Raw genomic sequence first — 22863 nt, 5'->3', positions numbered from 1 at the left:
TACACCCAATTTTACTATATACCCATGAATTATCCGGGTTAGATCTGTTTGGTGGTTTAGTGTTTTAGTTACATCAAATGAACTGGGGAATTAGATACTACTTGTAATATATGCTTAAATGCTTTTGTCACCTACCTTTATTCGATAAGAGGTAAATAAAAAAGCATCGGCTTTTAAAAATGTATGGAAGTATGCTATTGGCGTACGGTCACCTTGGTCCTCATCCTGTTTGATTCTGTAGTTCTGTAACTGCCTTGATAATGTTATAGGTTGGAAGCTAGGGTGTTAAACTTACTTTTTCTATGATTGTCAAGTTGGTTATAGAGCATGGGTGGGTTTGTACTAGTAATTGATGGTCTTAATTTTCTAAATACTGATTTAAAGTAGCTCTATTCTCCATTATAACTTCATATAACTTTCCTATGTTTAGTGTTCCGTTCGACTCTTTTACGAGTGGCTTTAGATTGTTGAGTTCTGGGAAATTTGGGTTGTCGAAGTAATTGTAAAACTCGAATAACATATTCACATCGGTATATAAAAAGACCTGTTTTGTTTTTTCAATTTCGTTATTAGTATCGGTGTTTTCCCTCCACGTATCCTTTTCCTTTGTTAAGTTTACTATTTTTATATCCGATGATTTATTATCTTTTCTGGTTTTGTATTTTATGAAACAATGTCGCTCTCTATTTATATCTACCATCAATTTAGAATGTAGAACGACTTCAAAAACTACAGAATCCTTCTTGTTTTCTGATAATTCCAAGGAATATTTATTAGAAAGAATACCTTCAGGAGTATTTATATTATACTTTCTTATCATTAACGAATCTTCATATTTGGCATTTACACGGTAGTCGTAGATGTTGGAATAGGTGTACTCCTTGTTGAACGAAATTTTAGATTTTTCCCCTTTAAAGCTATTGTAATCTAATTGGGACAAGAGGCAGTTTGAGGAGGCGAGTAGGAGAATTAAAAGAATGTTTTTCATGATATTTAATTATTATAAAGTGGTTACCAAGTTTTGGGATCTTTGTACAGTTCAATCTTTCTTTGATCTATTTCTGGAATATACCAGCTGTCAAATTCTTCTTCCAATAAGGCTAAGTCCAAGCCAGAGTCAGTTGTTACACGTTCAGTTATGGCAATTATATTTGGATCGTCAGAATTTTGTAATACTATTCCCCTAAGTACTTCCGATTTCATCCGCATGACTATTATGGATAAAGTGGATAATGAGGGATGTGATGTTTTTTGCCACCTCCCATTTTCGAATTGCAAAACTGCAACTCCAGACATAACCTGAACATCTTCGAAATGGGTGAAAAACTTTATTATTACAGTAGGTAATTCGCCAACATTGAAGGTAAGCTTATGGGCTAATTCGAAATAATTCTTGTCCTTATCCATAGTCTTTACTCTGTCGAAATGGCTATTCTCTTGTTGAGTTGCATTCTCAGCACCGCCCAGGGTGTTATAATTAACCCATTCTTGATTAGTGGCTGAAATTATGGATTCCATTAGTTGCTCTGGAAATTCATTGGACGCCTCCTCCTGACTTGTATAAATTGCCTTTGCAAAAGTATTTGAAGGATACTCATAAAAGGAAATTTCAGATTCTTCGGGGTAGGATAAAATAAGATTTGAATCTTGATCTTGAGCATTGATAATGGATACAACAATTAATGAGATCAATAGAAATAGGTTTAGTTTAGTCATTTTTTAATGGTTTTTTATTTTAAAATTGATGTTTCAACGGACTACCTAATGGAATCTTTTCGGTAACTGTTATTTTCTTACTCCAATCTATTAGTTCAAACTTTAAAACACCTTTGGTTTTTATTTTGATTTCTCCAGTAAGTACTACAGGGGGTATATAGAATTCAGCTGTTAGTAATTTAGAAGTGAAATTGTATTTACCTGAGCCAGCAAGGCACCCAACCCCATTAAAGTTGACACTAAAATCTACTTGATCTTTCGCAACTAGAAGTTCGGCTGTAACTCCAGCTGTTATACAGCCTGAAGCTATTAACATTAGATAGTTTTCATCATTTTGGAACACACTGGTTTCTATATATTTTTTTCTTTGTACCCCACCTTGTACAGAGATGTTTAAACCAGCCTGGATATAAGGTCCAATATCCACAATACCGGATCGATTTAGTGGAACCAATGCTGGAATAGGAAAGATAATTTTGGGAGATGAGATTGTTATTCCACCGCTCGCATACTCTTTTTGTTCTAGATAATATAACCTGGAGGCATTATCTTCCTTTTTAACTTCACTACCTTCAACTTTAATTTCATCCAACTTTATCGTGACCTGATCCGATGGAAGAATATTATTTAAGCTTTCTACACCTTCATTAATATCCTCGAGACTTTTATTAAGGACTTCACGAACTACTGGGGGCATATTACTCCAAGAGGTTTCAGTCCCATCGAACCAGACTACATCAATATTTTTGTTTAACTTATTAGGATTACCAGCTTCTACCTTTACGGAATATGTAGTATTTTGCTCAGTAAGATTTAAATGAATATTCTTTCTACCGTAGTTTTTGCCTAAATTATACTGAGTATCTGGCATCTCATAATACCACCTGATACCATTATGCGAAATGTCTCCCTGGGATAAGTTAGGGCTTACGTGCACACTAAAGTCGACCTTACGTTTTGCTTTATTTATGGAAGTTGACGATTTCTTCAAATACAGTTTTTGGCCACTTTTGGCGATTCTTGAAGGGCTATCCTCTGGTTTTGCATATATATTTATTAAATCAAAATCCTTAAGCTTTCTATGTAAGGTTACTTTTATTCTTTTATCATTATAATTAGCTACCAAATCCAATACGTATACCTTTTTCATGTCAATTCCGAGATTGTCATATATAGGTTCATTGGTGATATATTCAGGAGTATAATCAGTACCTGATTTTAAGATTTGCCATTTTAAGGTCGCATCTTCTGGATGGTTCTTCAGTAAGAATGCATAATGGGAATTAGTCTTATCATATATAACTTCAATAACTTCATTATTGCTGTATTCCGTTCCATTAAATACTATCACCGCTTCCTTTTCTGTATTGCTGGTATCCTCAGCATGAGGTCCAGTATTGAGGTTACTTTCATTTAAGGTGTTGTTATCAGTTTGTGGACTTTCGGAGGTATGACTAGCAGTATCATTATTGCTTTCTACTAAATTATTATCAACATAAGAACTACTTTCATTGTTAGTAGGAATCTCGGTAACATCGGATATAGGTTCTGGTTCTGGGGCATTTTCTTCCTGTTCGTCATCACGATTAAATACATCTTTTAAAATATCGGCAGTGCTCTCCCCTAAATCGGTTACCGCATCGTAGGCAGCGCTTACTATGTCAATAGCCACATCTACATCCAGGATATTCTTCATATCTGCGTCGTACTTGGTGACCACCATACCCTCAGCCAGTTGGTTATCGGTGTTGATTAGTACATTAGTAAACTCTACCGCTACCTTTATACTGTTAAGGTAGGGAATGGTGACATAGCCCTTTCCCGAGAAGCGGCCGTTTCCACCATTCACTTCGGTCAGGGTAATGGGGAAATCTCCTGCTGTGAACTGCTCTCCAGAAGTGATATTGGGTAGGGGCTCCTTATTGTCCAAGCTTAAATTGGGTATAATACCGCATTCATACAGGCTGGTCTGGTTGTCTACAATAAAGGTAGTAAACTGTTTAGCCATGCTCCAATCGCTACCAGTAACCGCGCATTTTTTCTGTAATTGATATTCGTAGGTAGTTCCTGCCTTTAGATCCCAGAGAGTGAGCTGGTTTGTGGTGGTCTTGCTGAAAAACCAAACATTGGAATGCCCTTTTTGACGGTAGCGCACGGTGTATTCTGGGACATCGGTGGAAAGGTCTTCCCAAAAAATATTGGCATTGGTACTGCCCTTTACCTCATGATTTAATCCTAGCGGTTGCTCGCAGTTTCCTGCATATGAAAAGGAGAAGATCTCACTCTGCCCTTGGTTCTTAAACAGTCCGATCTCCTCGGCACCTTGTTTCGCCATGGCACGTACCCGCCAGGCGTACCTTTTTCCAGATAGCAACAGTGGATCTGACGGCCCGTAAACATAGGTGGTGCCGGTGGTTGTAGTCTGGAATACAGGGGGAGAACTAAAAAAAGCAGCTTGCGGATCTATTACATTGTCCCAGATCTCTACCAAGGTGAGTTCGTATTCTACACTGGTAACATTGATGCTTCTGGGGGTCCATTGGAAAATAATGTTCTGTGGATTGGTCTCTGCCACGTTGGTCCTGTTTCCTGGGGAAATTAGAAAGGGAGGATCGTTCTGGAAGATAACACTGACAGCACAGCTTTTTTGTGAGAGTCGGTTTCCCGTAAGCATATCGTAGACCTCAAAGCAGAATTGATAGACTCCTTCTGGGATGGCGCTACCGTATACGTTGGGCGAAATACCCGTAATATTCTCAAATTTAAAATAGGCCGCTAAATCTGTATTGGTGAGCACCAAAGGAACTCCCCCTTCCAAAAACAGGGGGCGAGCCCCAACCACCATATCGTTGCTTCGGAAAGTTATCCCATTTCCTTCAAAGTAAGTTTTTAATCGTACTTCGCGATTGGCAATTTGAAAATCGTTTAGAATGAGCTGTACTTTAAGGGGACTGTTCACTGTACCAGCATCTGCATATTCGGAGAAATAGATTGGAGGGGGAGGGATGGCCTGTGGCACAATCTGTACTGGAAATGATTGCGCATTTGCCAAGACACAGGAGAAAAAGAATAGTAGACTAGAGAATAAACTCCTTTTAATGAGGCTATTCCATACAAGCAATCTACATTGTTTATTGTTACCGGAACAGGTATAATTGCTAGGAACGGAACTCTCAAAATCCGACCTTGTTGCTGGATAGTTATTTGCAAACCTATCTTCCTTAATGGAAACGAGTCCTTTCAAGAAGTTGGCTAACGAAACAAAATAGTATAATGCTGTCTTCATGTCTATTGATTTTATTTTAAAATCACCTTCCGCAAGGAATTGCCAAATGGAGTCTCCAAGACCACTGCGTACACACCTACCGGCAAACCGGAAATGTCAAGTGGAATTCTATAAGTGGCGCTGCCCCTTTCTTTTTCAGCTGCCATTAATGCATTATTGGCAAAGTTGAATACCTTAATGCTGATGCTACCTCTTTGAGAAAGTTTTATATCTGCCGTGAACTTTCCGCTGGTAGGATTAGGATAGATTATGAAATCTTCCAATTGTTTTCTTGGATCCAATTCTCCCTTGTTAACATTATTTTCGTTGGCAACCACAAGGACTTTTTTGGTCTTTTGTGCCATACAGTCTCCAATTTGAGTAATAATCCCAATTTCGTACTCGCCGGGCTCATTGAATATGAGTTTTGCTTCATCGGTATCTTCTTTGACAATTATCGCTTCTTTTGGTAGTATCCACTTTTGGGACTCCGGAAGGGGAAAGCTTATATCCACAGCAATAAGGGGCTCGCCCACAAATACCTGACTAGACATGGCAAATTCGGCACTGATCTTATCATCGTTTACTACCACTAAAACACTTCCAGTTGTACTACAACCGTTCTGGGTGGAAATTGTAACCGTGTAGGTGCCCCCTTCTTTTATAATTGCATTTGGACTGGTACTAGTAAATCCAGTGTCTGAGGTCCATGAGTATTTGGCATTGCCATCTTCTATGGATGCATCTAGGACCAATTCTTGCCCACTACACAAGGTTTTAGTTTCACCTAAATCTACTTCCAATGCTAAAGGTTCTTCTAGTACATAGGATCTGGTGAGAGGTCCGTTCTCGAAACCAGTAATGGTAACTGAGTAATTACCAGATTGTAGGTTGCTAATAGCGTTAGTGGTCGCTCCAGTATTCCACAGATAAGTATAATCCCCATCTCCTTGGTTTACCAAAAGCGAGATGCTTCCATCAGAATTGCCCGAACAACTGGGTTGAACAATAGTATCTTCTACAATATCAGGCTGGACAACCTCATAAATTTCTGTGATGCTACAACCATTTATATCTTTGATGGAAACTTGATATAGGTCTGATGAAAGATTGGAAATTGATTCTTGGCCCTCTAGGATTTCATTATTTGATAATTTTGTCCAAGTAATGTCGTAGGGCGATGATCCACCTGTGATATTCAGAGTTATGGAACCATCGTTGGCCAAGTATGCAGAAGCATTGGAAATAGAGACATTGGTAACCTGAAGGCTGTTAGGAGCATTCTGGACAATGGCTGTTATCTCGGTAAAACAAGCATTAGCATCCATAATCTCCAATGTATATTCCCCTGCAGGTACTTGGTCTAGATTTTGATTAATGCTGCCATTACTCCATATGTAGGAATAGGGGGCCGTACCTCCTGAGACGGATATATTAACAGCACCAGTCGCTTCATCGCCACATAAAATATCGGTTACCGCATCTACCTGTACTGTTAAGGCATCGGGTTGAGCGATGGTAAGCGGACTTGTGTTTACAGTGGTATTATTGGCATCGGTGACCTGTAAAAAATAGGTTCCCGTGAATAAACCTCCAAGAATTTCAGTATCCCCTGATACGATAACGTTATTACCATTAATTATTTCAAACCATTTGTAAGTATAAGGTTTTGTACCATCTTGGATATGAGCTGTGATTTCAGCAAAATTATCACCATTACATTCTAAGAAATCGGTTTGAGTAATGGTAGCAGAGAGAGGATTGGGGTCGCTTAGGGTGAAATTGGCAACCGATGAGCAATTTTCCGGGGTTGTAATGGTTACTTGATAGTTCCCTGCTACTAGACCGGTTATATCTTTGGAAGTATCTCCATCAATACCAGGTCCTGACCACTCGTAGCTGTAGTCAGATGTATGTTCATTGAATGATAAAGTAATAGAGCCATCGGCACCACCGGGCGAAGATGGGTTAGTCAGAATCGTATTAGCATGATCTATTATGGGAGCTCCGGCTTGGGTTACCTCTACTGTTTCACTATACTCGCAGCCTTGGGCATCCCGTATCGTAACGATATAGGTCCTAGGGGAAAGAAAGTGGAATACGGGCTCTGATTGGTAGTTGTCGAAGGCATCATTAATATGGTATTCATAGGGCGATCCAGTGGAGAAGGGGGTTCCTCCCGAAACCTCACTTATGCTAATGGTTCCTGAATTCGGATTTCCACAACTGGATTCCGTAGTCGTAATAATAGCGGCAAAAGGAGCTGCTTCTGCAATGATCAGGTCTTGGTCGCTATGTACTTCATTGCCACTGGCATCTTCTATAATATTAAGGGCGTAGGTGCCGGGGGCCAATCCTTCAACTGATGAGTTTCCGTCCAAAGTAGTAGTAGTTGCTACCACCGTTCCTGTAGGGGAACTATTTTTTAAAATCCAATTAAAAGTGAGCTGTCCCGACCCTTGTACTGATGCCGATAAGGATCCATTATTTAGGTTGTTACAAGCGTCGGTACTTGTGAAACTAAGAATTTTTAAGGGACCTGGTTCTGTAATGTTAATACTTATGAAATTATCACAACCATTGGCGTCTGTCACAGTAGCTATGTAATCTCCAGCTTCTAATCCACTAATGAAATAAGGAGTTGAGGGATCGGGGGCTTCAAAAGATATTCCATCCTTCTCCCAAGAAATATTATAATGGTCATTAGGAGCAGAAAATGGAGTTCCTCCTGTAATATTCAGATTAATTGACCCTTGACTTCCACTATGGGTAGTGGCATCTGTTTTAGAGATGGTTACCTCTAGTGGTGTTGCCTCTTCCACAATGATGTTTTCAAGGGTCTCGGATTCGCATCCGTTTTCGTTACGGATAGTAACCCTGTATTTTCCCGGAGCAAGGTTGGTGATACTATTATCTATTAACGGACTCCAATCTGTTTCACTTGGGAAGAACTCTAAGGAGTATTCAAAAGAATTACCACCAGAGATGGTTAGGTCTATGCTACCATCAGTAGCGTTCTCGCATTGTGTGGCATTTGGAGTGGCGTTTGTGATGATTACTGTTTTGGGGTTGTCAATTTGAACAGAGACATTAGTTGTATAAGCCTCCTTGTTAAAATCCGCATCGGATACTCCACCATTCGCCACCTTTAATATATGATTTCCAGGAGTGGAAATATAATTTGCTGTAATATTGGGATTGCCGCTAGTTTGTATGGCCGATGCTTCTCCATTTATAATCCATTGATATTGGTAATTAGAACTATAATTGGATACGGGAACACTAATGGATGCATAACTACCTTCACATTCCATTTGCGTAATCTCAGGTGTACCCAAGGTGGGGGTGGGCTCGACATTAATTGTCAGGTCGGCCGATTCTTGTGTACAATTATTCCCGTCTGTTATTGTAATCCGGTAAGTTCCAATGGGAAGGTCGTAGTAAGAAACAATTCGTTTGTTGGGAATGAGCCCTATTGTTGGACTGGCCATTACTTCCTCATAAATATTGGTGTCAATATTAAGTCGAGTTAATTTATAAGTATATTCCTTTATACCACCAGAAAACTCCACCTCTACGCTTCCATCTGAAGCTGCTGCCGTAGATGTGGTGCCTGCTGAGGAATCGGTAATTATGATGGGGGGAACGATTGGTGCGATGATAAATTGATATTCTTCTCCCACACAATTTTTACCGTCGACATGGTATACTCCTCTAATTAGTATTGTTTGTTGATTTTCATGGGGCTCAATTTCTAACACATTGTTTGCTGGTTCCACTGGATCCCAGCTAGTACCATTATCCATACTAAATTGATATGAATAATTGCCACCAAGGAAAAGATTATCACCTCCCATGGCGGTATCATTTAAGTTGAAAGTAGCAGGCTTGCCGCAGGAAGCATCCGTAAAAAAATCTGTAGACGATGTGTCTAATACCACCTGGGTAGGTTGGTGTATCCTAAATGTAGTTGGTGTTAATTCTCCGCTTTTAACTATTGCAGGAGTTACACTATAATCAACCTCTTGATATACAATGAAATACTTGGAAAAATTTTCCAATGTGTTGTCTTGGTTAAGACTGTTGCCCGATAAACCAACTATAGAGCCCTTATATCCATTTTCCGTCTGTGTTAACCTTAACAATGGATCTAAAACAGTTTGTTTTGAGATTCCGGGAAATTCGGGGCTTTCGCTTCTCAGGTTTTCTTCTGTAGTACTATTAGGTAGCTCTCCCTCATAAACAAAAAAGCGCATTTGTGATTCTGGAGCGATATCTTGCTTAAAGGTTAAAGTTACAGCACCGTTGTTACTGCCAAAACAACTTGCATCAGTAGTTGTAATTGGATTATCATCTATAAGTTCTGGAGAACAGTTTATCCAATTATAAGATAAGCTTGGAACATCATACTTATTTATAGTGTTAGTTAATCTGAAGTAAATAACCTCACCAATAAATTCTTCATAATCAACTCCAACAATATCAATTAAATTGATTTCTAATTCATTTTTTTCTTGCAAGTCAACTGATAATGGCTTCCATGTTATATTCTTTGAAGGAACACTATATTCCCAATAATAACTTTCTTGTGGATGACCAGGGGTTGCAATTACAGTGATTTTGTCTTTATAGCATTTACTGTTTTCAGGTAGTGAAAACTCCATTTTAGGTCTGAAGGTGAGGTTCGCACTAAATGTAGTGTAATCAGCGGATAGCAAAAAACTTTTGATTGGTTGGTCCATACTTAGGTTTATGGTTTTAAAATCTCCAGTTTGTTCGCCTAAAATTGAGACATCTAGGGTGCCGGTAATTGCCACTGAATTATTAGAACTTCTAATTCCATTGATTCCTCTAATATCAAATGGACCGTCATATACAGGGGCAGGGAAATTGTTATTAAATAATATTGGACTGCCAATTGAGGAATTACTTTTTATATCAACCTCAGCTATCCGTGGATCATTACCTGTGCCAATAAAGGAGTAATTAAGATATACATCATATTCTTTTTCCTGACTAAACGCTAGGTTTGAAAGAATTAATAATAGTAAAAACACATTCTTTTTCATAACCCTAATATTTTAAATTGATCTCTTTAATAAATGAAGAAGCCCCACCTTTCTGTATTAGTTGAAGGCCGTACGTATAGTTGGTATTAATCTCCAGATCGGTATCGTTATATCCTTTGGAATCGCCGTTCAAAGTTTTGTATAATTTTAATCCCCGATTGTTAGTGCCCCGATAGAGAACATATTCAACAATATTATTAGCTTTAATTTTCCATGAAAGGTTTATAAAACGTAGTTCCCGATTTACAACTCCTTGAAATTTTATGTCGTTTACATCCAAAGATTTCCCCCTCCAGATAATGCTGATAGGTTTTGCTGGTAAACTTTCTAATCCCACTGAATCTTTGGCTATTACAGTGTAACTATATATTCCAGAATCTTGAAGGGTCTTGTCAAAATAAAGTGAATCCTTGGTGCTTATAGATTCGTGCAGCTTTTCCCATCTTAATTCTGGAGCCTCTTCATTTCTCCTATAAATTACATGGGCAATCACATCCTTGCTGCTACTTGGAAACCACGAGAGGTTAACCCCTTCTTGAGTAACTTCAAAATTCTTCATCAAGGGGGATGAAGGAGGAACCAAATCGGGCTTCCTCACAACGATCATTTCAGAAAAACTAGAACGGTTAAACCGTAAATCCTCAGCTGCTATTTTGTAGTAGACGTTTCGATTTAGGTTATTAATTGGAACAGTATCTATATAAGCTTCTATGCCTAAAGTGTTTTTGGTCAGTTCACTGAATTCCACCTCCGGGTTGTTACTTTTGAAAATGCGATACCCACCTAAATCCTCCTCCAGATTTTTGTTCCAAGTTAGTCTTACAATTCCTGTGGTATCCATTATACCTTGTAATCCGGTTGGGGGTGAAGGGGGTGTGGAATCAATGGGTTGTACCATGCTTGCGTAGGATTCACTTTCCACACCATTTTTTCCGATGGCGACAACGGTAAAATAATTGATACGTTGAAGGTTGGTGACGGTTGTTTGTCTTAGTGTTGCTTGAAGACCCGATTTTATAGTTTCGAAAGGTCCTTTTTCCTTATGGGCTCGGCGAATTTCAAACCCCGTAATCAGATCATTACCCTCTTTATCAAACTCCCAGTATAGAATAGCCTTGTTATCTGTAGGCATTTCCTTTTTATATATTCGGGGGACAAAACCAAGGTTTTTTATTGCTTTTCCCATCAAGGGCTCTGTAGGTGGTCCCGTTTCACCAAAAGCTGTTTTACCTTTTACTCGATAATAAAAATTAGTATTGTTGGGAATTGAATCGGTGTAAAAGAGGGACACTTCTTGACCACTCCTAGATTCTTGCGCATTAAATAATGGTAATCCATTAAGCTGTTTATACCTTATATTGTTATCCGAACGTTCAATAACATAACTGGTATAAACATGTTGTAACAAATTAAAATTCCAGTTAAGCATAACATTTTCATCACCAAAAACGGCGGACAACCCAATTGGTTTTGGCAATTCTTCGTATAAGTCGGGACTTGCAAATACGGTGCCTTCATTAATAATATGGGAGTTATCTAAGGGTAAGGCTACAGAGACCTTGTATACATATTTTTCCCCAGCTACTACATTGGTATCTTCCAAAGCCCAACCTGCTAATAATGCAGCTTCAAAGTTTTGTTCTGCAGCAAGTAAGGCAAAAGTGAATCGTTGTTCCAATTCATCGTTTATGGCATAGATTTTACCCATGGCATTTTTGGGAGACTCTGTAATGAAACTATCACCGTATAAGGCTTGTGCCAATACAGCTGCATTTTGGTCGGACACAGCCAGCGTCTCCCACTCTTTCAATGGTCTAGGTTTTAAGGGGATATTGGACAGTTGATTCCGTTCTATGGGTACCACTGCTTCTCCATTTCTTGATATAGTACTCCTCTCTATAAAGAAACCATACTCGTTAGCTTTCTTCCATGCTAAGGGTTTATCAACGGCCCACCTCAATAGAACTTTATCTGGTAACGAACGGGCAATTACCTGTACAGCAGGATTATCTTGAGCGTTTGCCAAGGAAATCGTGAATAATAATAACAGAAGTGAATGTTTCAATGTCATCATTTTGTTTTTAGTGTCAATAATCTTTACCCTTTCAGATTTCATTGGGAGGGAAATCCGCTTGGTGAACTTTTAATCATTTTTATATTTAATCTCGTATCCTTTTTGATATAGCCCTCCAGGAGTTTGGTAAATTAATTTGGCTTTATAATTACCTAAAGGGAGGGGAGGGAAAGTAGTGCCTGTTAGGTATTTAAATGATTCATATCTTTCCAAATCCCCATTAGTGTTGTTGTAAATATTTAAGATCTTATTTCGTAGGTCTACTAAGTCGGACTTATAGGTATATGGCAGATTATATACGAAGGGGATTCTATTCTTTACCCAGTAAGAATTGGAATTACCCTCTAGATTCGCCAAATATTCGTTCCCAACATAAAAGGATCGAACGGGTGGAACCCCCAAAAGTTCCTCAACCCTACTTACACGTATACCTCCTTCCAAAGGATAATTCTTATAGAGTAGGGGATGTATTTGCTTTTTATAGTAAGAGTCATCCAATATCGCTTCTGCATACACCAAAGGAGTTGAATTAGTATATTTACCTCCAATAACTTCCAGCTTTTCCAAATACTCGTAATCCTCAACCATAATCGACATTGAATGAACATCTGCATAGATATAATTGAGTAGATGCTTGGTTACTTTTAACCCTTTAACCTTGTCTTTAAACGACTTGTGTTTACTGGTTTTAAACTCGTAGTCTAATATGGATTTTGGAGCGCCGTTGGAAAGGGTAACCTTATTGGCTGTTTTGTTTGCAATAACAGCGGTTCCAGAGGTATGTATAGTTTCCGTTCCCTGTGATTCTGTATCCACGTTAAACCAATTGGTGTCGCCTATTTCAGCTTCGGCAAATAAATCTTCTTTAATAATTTTTATCTCTTGTTCTATTTCAGCACCGGGGGGAAACGCAATGAGGTTTAAAGTGTAGGGTGCATTTAAAACCATCTCAGGGATGTCATAAAAAATAGTCGATTTTGATTTATCATAGGATAGGTTAGTACGTATGGCCTGTCCGGTACTATTATTAGCAAATTCAGCTCGTATTTCGTAGCCCGACTCAAAAAGATAGTTTTGGGCACTCTTTAATTTTACATAACCAGTTTTGAATTCTTCTGGATAAAAGCTGTGCTGACCCAATACCGGGTACATATAGGCTATATTTTCCATGGGAATATAGTCTGGGGCTTTGTCGGTTTTAAAGGTTACTTCTTTTCTCTCAAGTATCGGTTTCCCATTTTCTTGCATGGTTTGGAATGCTCCCCCAACGCTTTCATCAAAACTGACTTCTACCAGTAATTTTACTTCTTTTTGAGAGGGTAATGTTTCGGATGGTATAAAGGTCACAGCATCTTTATTGTCGTTCCATTGTAGAGTGCCTTCAAGAGACTTGCCTTGAGAGGTGACATTGAAATTTTGTAATTTGATTTTAAAAGTCCTTGTTCCGCTCTCCATAGCCACATCAAAACTTTTTTCAGTAGGGTAATTGAAAACAGCTTGCGGAGCGGTAAATACCGAGACGTTATCATCATTTTCGGATGGGGATATGTCGGCAATCATGGGTACTCCAATCTCCTGGTTGGTGTTCTCTAATTGACATTCTTCACCCATCTCTACTTTAAGGCGCATACGTCCTGAAACCAGTCCGCCTAGGATATTATAATTCATTCCTACATATCCCTGAATATAAACTGGATTTGGAAACTGCCCACGCAACATGGCTGCAACCCCGGCTTCAACTATTTGAAACCTACCTTTGATAAGTCCCAAATTTACTTGTACCCCAAACTGTCCGTACAGATATGCGTATACTTGTCCCATGGAATACCAGCCATTATTTCCTATAGGGCCTGGTCGGCCCACGCAATTGGCATCAGGATAATAGGCATGCATAACATCAAAACCCGCACCAGCGCTCAACGACGCATAGAAAATTGCATAGGAATAGTTTTTTTGATATATGAAATTAAGACCAAATGCAAAGCCTTTTCCGGCTTCCAACTGATTTTCTTTACGACTATTATTTAGCATATCCCTACCTAGAATTTTAACTACCTGTGGGTGTGGATCTAATTGTGATGGTAGTTTGGTGCCTGTCATAAAATAACCTCCAACTTCTAGCTCGAATACATCCATGGAAAACACCAGCGAAATACGTTTTTGTGGAGTTCCCATATAGATATACCAGTCTTCCGGACCGGTATGCATTTTGGCATAACCGGCACGGTTATTGGCACCCCCGCCTTTTATGCCTTTCAAATCCAAATACAATTCAAATTCGCCATCAAACGTGTTGTTTACAAAATCTTTCTCTATACCAACATATACACCTATATTGCCTTGTTTTGCAACATCTGATAACGGCACAGATTCCTGGGCTACCTCCAAATAATTTCCTTCATCCAATAGTTTTTTTATTTTCTTTTCATTTTTCACCAATGCTTTTTCAATTTTACTAAGGGTTTTCTCCAAAACGCCCATTCCACCATTTGTGCTATTTACAAAACCTGTTTGGTCACCACCCATAAACGCTCCTTCGCCCGTAAATCCAATCCTATTCAATCCGCCATGATTATTAAACTCCATATCCAAATATGCCCTCCCACTAAAAGCATTTTTGTTTTTGGCACTGATACCTACCCCAGCCCTTACACTTAACCCCGTATTGATATCAGGATCGTATACTGCAGACGATGGAGTAAAGCCATCAGGATTACCACTTGTTTTTTTCATCCTATAGGAAACTCCTCCAACGAATGAGTTTATGAGTAATTTGTTATTGCTTCGGTCTTTATTGTTATCGGACATAATATCCACGAACCAATACCTAAAGTCTTTATTTCCAAACATGGCTTTTCCAGATGCTGAGTATTGTATAGCGGTTAGCGTAAGGGTTAAATCTCCTGAAAATCCATTGCCATAGGTAGGGTCATCATCCATAATGGATAGTCCCCCTTCTATTTTAACATTACCTTTTTCGTAATCAATTTCGATATCGTCTACCTTAACGCGCTCAAATTTCCATGTTTGGATTTTTTCTGTTTCCGCCAGCTTGCCTAATACCGCTAAGCTTGTGGTGGCGTGGGAGCCTTCCCCGTCTAAATTAATTTTCAAGTCAAAGGATAGGCCTACCTGGTTACTCGGTGTTATTAATTCCAAGGATTCCACGGATGCGGGGAAATTCATTAGTTTCATCTCTCCGTTAAACCCAAAGTTTTTTGCACTAATTGCCTTCTTACCAGGCGCTGTTTCCAACTTTAGATTTTCAAAATGTATATTGGGAAAACTAAAACCCTGCGTACTATCTTCTGTGGTCAAAGACGGGGGCGACTCCTCAGTTTCATCTTGCTTCTGATTTATTCTACCAACAATAGAAAGTTGACCCGATAAATTAGCGGAAGGATATACGTTGCCATCCTTTACATCAATAGCTACGCTGGAGTTGCGCTCTAATTGGATTTCACCTAAAAAAACTGGGGTCTTATAGGAACTCTGTAGCCCTACTTGCAGACCATAACCATCGGTTTGTATAAAACCTTTATAATCCATTGGTTTTTCAAAAATTGGAACTGCGATATCCCCTCCAATTGCTCCACCTGTCAATGAATTTCTGGAAAGTGAAAGACTTAGGTCGGAGATGGTAAAAGCCCATTTGCCTGCGGAACCTTCACCAATTTTCAAGATATCTTCCGCGAAAAAAGACCCTGAGACACCGTGGCTATCCAAGATGAGGTGCTGTGCACCAAATTGGACTCGTTTATCTGGCGAGTTTATGTTTGTTATGCCTTTAGGCAACATAATACTCAGCTCTTTCGCATAGAAACCGCGCCAAAGGTTACGCTGCCCGCGGATTAGGACTTCTCTATAGTCTTTTGGAAATTTCATATTGGCTACATTACGACTATCACTAAGGTCTAATACAGTTGTTTTTAGGTTAAACCCCCATCCTTTTAATCCCCTAACCTCAAATTGAGGTAGGGTTACCTCTACCAGCAAATCGTTCCAACCATTTGCTTTTACGCTAAAACTTGCGCCTACATAACATTCATTTTTTACTATATCGGAGCCTCTAAAGTATTTGTCCACCGGTTTAGTACCGCATTTATAATTACCTCCACTTGTAATTGGTAATAGAATATTTCGTGAAATGCGGAGGTCGGCTTCCAGTCCGATAGACTTTAGTCCAGAACAATCAAATTCCACATACGATTGATCTCCAAAGGCTCCGGTTTTAAGGTTTACGCCCCCTTTGAGGGTTAAAAGCCAGCTATCTCCATTTAATGTTATTGCTTGATCTCCTAATAAAACTAATTTCATATCCCCTAATAGCGCTCCATCATGGGAGAGTTTAATACCTTCAGCACCAAAGTAAAGTTCTCTGTTAGGTTCTCCATTGGGACCTTTTACAGGTATAATCATCTTGGCCCATGCATTAAATTCCGCATAGTGAGGAGTGAAAACTACCTGAGTGATAGCCAATTCAATTGTATTACCAGAGGTAGAATCTTTTTTACTGAGGCCTACGGGCAATTCCATTAACTCTTTTCCAGTGATGATATCTACAAAATTGCCTAGTTCCTTTACCGCGTCAATTGCTCTCTTTGCCTGTGCTACCAGGGTATCCACTTTGGGATTCTTGGAGAAATTGGCATCTATAAAATCTTTGGTGAATTCCGGTTCCAAATTGATGAAAGAGATATTAAAGTCTTGATTTTCATTCAAATGATTGTTAAGGGAAGGAAAAGTTCTTGTCTCTAACTTTGTGACATTCGATATAGGCTTGCTGTCTACAACAGCATCTTGGACGACGAGTTCTTGATGTGTTTGAGAGTGCTGCATTATACCGTTTTGAACTTTACGGTGGGCTGCCAATTGTTGTAGGTGTAATAAATGGTTTTTCTCAGGAATGGAGGCAGCAGTAATATCTTGTTTGAGGGTGGAGTTAGGAGGAATACTTTTGATGCTGTCTTTACTCTTTGGATGTGAGGTTGTTAATGGATGAAGGATTGGAGCTTTAGTTTCAGTATTATCAGATTCTATTTCAACGCTTTCTATAAATACCTTTCCAGAAGCACCTACGTTTTTAAATGCAAATACACTAATACTAAAAAGGCAAGCCCAAAGGAAAATGATGGTCTGTATGGTCTTTGTTTCCATAACTCCGAAGGATGATGGGTTATAATTTAATTTTTGGCTAGGTAGTCAGTAATAGGACGACTAGCATTGGCACTCTAATGGTTTAATAATAGCTACTCCAGCATCGTAATAGTGCTAGTGGGGTCTTTATTAATACTTTCTGTTTTGGTAAAGTAATTAGTAGGTTTTACCAAGGTTTCTATTGAACCTATCTTGACATGCGTTGGGGAGTAAATTGTCAAGTAACGTCGGTTTTCCCTCTACAGGGACTTATTTGATAAATGAATCCCATTGACTATAAAAGGGATATCATTCTCCGTCGCTTGCTAGGCGACCTTAATGAAGGTGTAGTTCAGGGTTTCCTAACTACCTTCTAAATTTTCGTTTAATACCATCATCGATACTGTCATTTTGGGAAATTTCGGCTCGATGTTGATTACCTATTATTCTTACAGGATTTTTTATAAAATTGGTAAGTTTTAATTCTAGATGTTGTAAAGGTTATTGTGACTATATCCTACAGTAAAACTATAATAGGGATTACAATTCCAATTCAATACACACATTCCTTTTTTTCCGCAATCAACTAGCGGTTAATGTCCATAGTCCGTTAAGTTAAATCCCTTAATGAAATAAAAACCAGGAGTTTGGAAGATCATATTTATACTCTTAGACATTAAAAAAAGTTAATACTTTCTTAACAACCTAATTATTTCGATGAACTGCCGCTTAAATTTGTAGTAAATGTATTTTTATTTATAAGAATTTTCATTATAAATAGAAATATAATTCGAATTTATATTACTTGAAAAAGCTGAGGTGATAGTATTTAAAAGGCTGCAGAGAATGTAGAGATGCACTGTTTTTCGATTTCCGAAATTGTATTACAATAGGCTGAAATAGTATTCTAGGTAAAAAGTTAAATTGTCCTACAAAGGTGATATTTATAACTAAAGTAAGGATAAACGTCAATTACTCAGGGAGATAGTAACCCCTTCCAAACAAACCTCCCCTAACTAATAGATGCGGATGGTTTAATGGAAATACCCACACCAGTACCCCTGAAACAAGATTCCACTCACCAACCCCAATGCTAGCAAAGCTAATAGTCCGTTACATCAAATTCCATAAAATACTGCCTGTAAATTGTGGGTGCTATTTTGTATTGGAGCGAAAGGGATGGGTTGCGTGCCAGGTAACCCCACCCATAAAAAACTAACCGGATAGTTCCGTTTCTTCTTGGGACTATCCGGTTAGTGGTCTTAAAAGATGCTTCTTTTAACTATTCCATGGTTTAAGCGGGAGTATCCAGCCTACACCTAGGAAGTTGGGTAATGATTCCCCTTTTTACTATTCTCACCAAGATGGCTAACTACTTTATAGACAACCATACCTAGTACTAGAAGAAGACAAAACGCAATAGAAGTAAGTGGATAACTATCCATAAGACTCATTAAAGGCTCTAATATTTCCAAAACACTCATAATATTTAATAGGTTTCAATAAATGTGCCAACCGTATTGTTGGCTTGTGCTTTTTAGATATGGAAGGGGGCCTTGGGTTGCCTGTAATAATCATAAATAACGTTAAGATTCCCCTTAAAATTTGTTAATGAAATGTCTAGGAAATCCCTGCCTGGTAGGGGGGAGGGGATGTTATGGCGGGTTAATTGGTTGTAATAGATGCAATTGAGTGCGTGTTACCTTTTTTGTAGTCGCTATATTCTAAATCTCCCCTAGGTGTTCCAAAAAATAAACTTTCTAGTTAATACCGATAATATGTGGGTGCTACCACTACTTTCTTTGGTTTTACAACAAAAATAGGGATCAGAAAAAGGAAGCTTGTAGTTTTATAATAACCAATCAGGACTAATCCCTTTAGAACAATCAAAAAATACCACAAATGAAAAACTTCCTAAGTAGCCTACTTTTTTTACTGATGGCAACAGGCCTTTATGGGCAAAGGGGAATGAAAATTGGCGTACATGGCGGATTGCCGGTAAGTGAATATAAAGATGTAACCAGTCTTTTGCTAGGCTTGGATGCAGGGTATAGGTTTGCGCTGGGGGAAGTGGTAGATTTTGGGGTGATGACCGGTTATATTCACGCTTTTCCAGAAAAATATCATTTAGAGTACGGAGAATCCCATTCCAGTATCCAATTTATTCCATTGGCTGGATCCGTAAGAATATGGGCCTCCAATACCTTTTCTTTTGGAGCCGACGTGGGTCAGTCTTTCGGAATTAATGCTGGAAATAAAGGCGGATTTTACTATAGACCTACCCTAGGGTATTTAATGGGAGCCCAGACCGAGCTGCATATTTCATATACGGGAATACAGCTGGAAGAAAAAAGGTGGACCTCCCTCAGCTTAGGAATTTTATACACTTTTGATCTTTAAAATACCCAACCTCCTAAGAAAGTAACTTCGCTGCCCATGTATATTAGGAAACACTTGTTGACCGTAATAGGTAAGTTATCTACACCCTGGCTATTCCAGAGTAATTAGCAATCGTATTGCTGTTATAAGGCTAAAATAAACCCGTACATGGGGTAAGTTGCATCAACCTATACGTCATTAATCATAAACCCAACCTAAAGCTGCTGTACCATTATAGAAATAAGCAGTACTTGCAATCAACTTAACCATCCATACCCTAAACTAAAAAGAGCCTGTACCGAAAGGGGACAGACTCTTTTTGGAGAACACTATAAAACTGAGAAAATCACTTAAACATCTTATAGGACTAAATATAAAGGTAACTTCTAGATTTTTGAAAATAATGTTGTGAATCACATCATTTTTATCGTATCCCTTGTTAAATTTGTTGTCAGGATAACATTTGGCGCCAATAAATAAAAATATTACGATATTTAAGTTTTTAAAACTTTTATAGATATAAGGTGGGGCCATCGGAACCATAGAAATTCAAAAACAACTAAGGATATATGCATCAATCGGAAAGATTAGAGGAATTTAAAAAATCGGTCAACAACAAATTCAATATTTATAATAGCCTATTTCTTAATTTACCCTATCAAAATATTGAAAATGTGGGGATGCTGATTCCCTTATTGCTAAATCAGGCAGAAAAGGGGCTGCAATCTGGAAAAAATCCGGAAGAAATTCTGGATACTTTTTTTCAGAATTATGCCAACCTGGATTCGGAAAGGGATAGAATCGATTTTATGTTCCGCATCATTCAATATGTGGAACGTCAAGTGGTACTGTACGATAGTGTAGAGGACGCTGCTTTCCCACAGTTGCAGAAACACAGTAACTCCCTTACTATACGGGATTATTTTCAGTTGGTAGACAAGAATAAAAAATGGGACAAGGTGTCCGATAAACTATCCACCTTTAGTGCCCGTATTGTACTAACTGCCCACCCTACGCAGTTCTATACTCCGGCAGTCTTAGACATCATTAGTAATCTTAGGGGATTGATCCTTGAGAACAAAGTAAACGATATAGATATTGTTCTTCAGCAATTGGGGCTCACCTCCTTAATAAATGCAAAGAAGCCTACTCCCTTAGATGAGGCAAAAAACATTATATACTTCCTTAGAGATGTGTATTATGAGGCCATTGGGGATCTTTATGCCTATATAAAAGACAATATGGGTGATAAGGAGTTTAACAACCACAATATAATGAAGTTGGGCTTTTGGCCCGGTGGGGACAGGGACGGAAACCCCTTTGTAACCTCCGATATCACCAAGGATGTGGCAGATGAACTGCGCATTACCCTAATGAAATGTTATTACCACGACCTTAAAAACCTACAGCAAAAGCTAACGTTTAGGGATCTTCAGGACGAGTTGGGGCTGCTCCGTGATAAGTTGTACAAGACCATGTTTAACGCTGAGGTGTATTTGGAGTACAGTGAGATTCTTTCCTCCCTGCAAAAGGTAAGGACTATCCTAATAGAAAAATATCAAAGCCTATACCTTAAGGACTTAAATCATATGATTGATAAGGTGAAGATCTTTAAAACCCACTTTGCTACCTTAGATATTAGGCAAGACCACAGTGTGCATTATCAGGTAGTAGAAACTATTCTGAAGGCCAATGGTGTTATCCAGAATAATTTGGAGGAGCTTAGCAAGGAAGAATTGATAGATGCGCTTCTTAATAAGGATATAAATGTGCAGAATCAATCCTTCGATACGGAGATCGTTCAAGATACTATTCAAAATATCTTACAGTTAAAAGCCATCCAGGAAAAAAATGGGGAAGAAGGTTGTAACCGGTATATCATCAGTAATTCTGAAGATATTTTCTCCGTTCTCTTTGTATTTGGTCTTTTTAGATGGTGTGGTTGGGATGTAACCAAGTTGCCTTTCGATATTATCCCATTGTTCGAGACTATGAATGGGATGGAAAGTTCTAGCGATACCATGGAACAATTATTCAATACGCCAATGTACAAAGCTCATGTAGAGCAGCGCCTATTAAAGCAAACCATAATGCTTGGTTTCTCGGATGGTACTAAAGACGGCGGATATGTTAAAGCAAACTGGGAGATCTTTAAGACTAAAGAACGACTATCCACTATATGTAAAGAGCGAAATATTGAGGCCATATTTTTTGATGGTAGGGGAGGCCCGCCAGCCAGAGGGGGTGGAAAAACACATCGTTTCTACGCAGCACAAACCAAAGAAATTGCCAATAACGAGATTCAATTAACAATACAAGGTCAGACCATAACCAGTACCTATGGTACCAAGGAGCAGTTTGTGCATAACTGTGAGCAATTGTTAACCGCCGGACTTTCCAATAATTTATTTGGAGAGAAGAATGTTATCTCTAAAGCTTCTAGAGAGCTGTTGGAGCAGTTGTCCGACCTTAGTTTTGAGAAGTACGATGCCCTGAAAAACCATGAGATGTTTATTCCGTATTTGGAGAATAAGAGTACGCTCAAATATTATCAAAAGGCAAATATTGGAAGTAGACCAGGAAAAAGGGGACACAAGAAGAAATTGGAGCTTACAGATTTAAGGGCCATCTCCTTTGTTGGATCTTGGAGTCAGCTTAAACAGAACGTGCCAGGTTATTTTGGGATCGGTACTGCTATAAAAACCCTTAAGGACCAGGGTAAATTGGAAGATCTTAAAAAGTTATTCCAAGAGGTGCCCCTGTTTAAAGCTCTTATGATGAATAGTATGATGTCCTTGGCAAAATGTTATTTTGAACTTACTAGCTATATGAAGGACGATAAAGAGTACGGGGAGTTTTGGACTATTCTTTACGAAGAATACCTGCTTTCCAAAGAGATGTTGTTGCTTATTTCTGACTCTAAGATTTTGATGGAAAAAGAACCAATTTCTAGGGAATCTGTTAAGATCAGGGAGAATATTGTATTGCCGCTATTGGTTATTCAGCAATATGCCCTCCAAAAAATGAGCAAGGAGACGGAATTTAATGACCTATACGAGAAAATTGTAATTAGGTCCTTATATGGAAACATTAATGCAAGTAGAAACTCGGCATAAATGTTAGTTTAATTAGTGAACAGAGGTGCGATTGCACAAAGGCTCCAGAGTTATATCTGGGGCCTTTTTTTGTAGTGTGCCGTGCATGGTAATTCGCTAGGTGGTGAA

The 22863-nt window shown here is 38.6% G+C and carries 8 protein-coding genes; 2 read left to right on the top strand and 6 right to left on the bottom strand.

The annotated features are described in order from the left end of the window. Positions 1–358: 358 nt before the first annotated feature. The 6 genes from BV214_RS08400 to BV214_RS08375 form a co-directional block, all read right to left on the bottom strand. Complete coding sequence (locus BV214_RS08400) at positions 359–988, bottom strand: hypothetical protein (RefSeq protein ID WP_086477063.1); 630 nt, start codon at positions 986–988, stop codon at positions 359–361. Positions 989–1011: 23 nt separating this feature from the next. Next, entirely contained in the window at positions 1012–1716 is a 705-nt protein-coding gene (locus BV214_RS08395) for a hypothetical protein (protein ID WP_086477062.1), read from the bottom strand. A 19-nt stretch (positions 1717–1735) separates the two neighbouring features. Continuing rightward, complete coding sequence (locus tag BV214_RS08390; RefSeq protein WP_086477061.1) at positions 1736–5002, bottom strand: fibronectin type III domain-containing protein; 3267 nt, start codon at positions 5000–5002, stop codon at positions 1736–1738. Positions 5003–5013: 11 nt separating this feature from the next. Continuing rightward, on the bottom strand, positions 5014–10050 hold the full coding sequence (locus tag BV214_RS08385) for a T9SS type A sorting domain-containing protein (RefSeq protein ID WP_086477060.1): 5037 nt from the start codon (positions 10048–10050) through the stop codon (positions 5014–5016). Positions 10051–10054: 4 nt separating this feature from the next. Next, positions 10055–12115 carry a fibronectin type III domain-containing protein gene (locus BV214_RS08380; RefSeq protein WP_140157741.1) on the bottom strand — a complete coding sequence of 687 codons (2061 nt, stop codon included), beginning with the start codon at positions 12113–12115 and terminating at the stop codon, positions 10055–10057. 78 nt (positions 12116–12193) lie between these two features. Beyond that, positions 12194–17281: a hypothetical protein gene (locus tag BV214_RS08375; protein ID WP_086477058.1), complete on the bottom strand. Its 5088-nt coding sequence runs from the start codon at positions 17279–17281 to the stop codon at positions 12194–12196. A gap of 1881 nt (positions 17282–19162) precedes the next feature. Between BV214_RS08375 and BV214_RS08370 the strand changes: the two genes are divergently transcribed. Next, a complete protein-coding gene (locus tag BV214_RS08370; protein WP_086477057.1) occupies positions 19163–19660 on the top strand; it encodes a hypothetical protein in 498 nt (165 codons plus the stop codon). A gap of 548 nt (positions 19661–20208) precedes the next feature. Beyond that, positions 20209–22755, top strand: coding sequence for a phosphoenolpyruvate carboxylase (locus tag BV214_RS08360; protein WP_086477055.1), 2547 nt, complete (start codon positions 20209–20211; stop codon positions 22753–22755). Positions 22756–22863 lie beyond the last annotated feature (108 nt).

Source organism: Arenibacter amylolyticus (assembly GCF_002150785.1).
GTDB lineage: Bacteria > Bacteroidota > Bacteroidia > Flavobacteriales > Flavobacteriaceae > Arenibacter > Arenibacter amylolyticus.
The sequence above is the reverse complement of the archived record's forward strand: the minus strand, read 5'-3'. Positions and strand labels throughout refer to the sequence as shown.

What these genes read in the sequence shown, in the direction of transcription:
- BV214_RS08400 (WP_086477063.1), bottom strand. Translation starts at nt 988, where the DNA reads ATGAAAAACATTCTTTTAATTCTCCTACTCGCCTCCTCAAACTGCCTC.
- BV214_RS08395 (WP_086477062.1), bottom strand. Translation starts at nt 1,716, where the DNA reads ATGACTAAACTAAACCTATTTCTATTGATCTCATTAATTGTTGTATCC.
- BV214_RS08390 (WP_086477061.1), bottom strand. Translation starts at nt 5,002, where the DNA reads ATGAAGACAGCATTATACTATTTTGTTTCGTTAGCCAACTTCTTGAAA.
- BV214_RS08385 (WP_086477060.1), bottom strand. Translation starts at nt 10,050, where the DNA reads ATGAAAAAGAATGTGTTTTTACTATTATTAATTCTTTCAAACCTAGCG.
- BV214_RS08375 (WP_086477058.1), bottom strand. Translation starts at nt 17,281, where the DNA reads ATGGAAACAAAGACCATACAGACCATCATTTTCCTTTGGGCTTGCCTT.
- BV214_RS08370 (WP_086477057.1), top strand. Translation starts at nt 19,163, where the DNA reads ATGAAAAACTTCCTAAGTAGCCTACTTTTTTTACTGATGGCAACAGGC.
- BV214_RS08360 (WP_086477055.1), top strand. Translation starts at nt 20,209, where the DNA reads ATGCATCAATCGGAAAGATTAGAGGAATTTAAAAAATCGGTCAACAAC.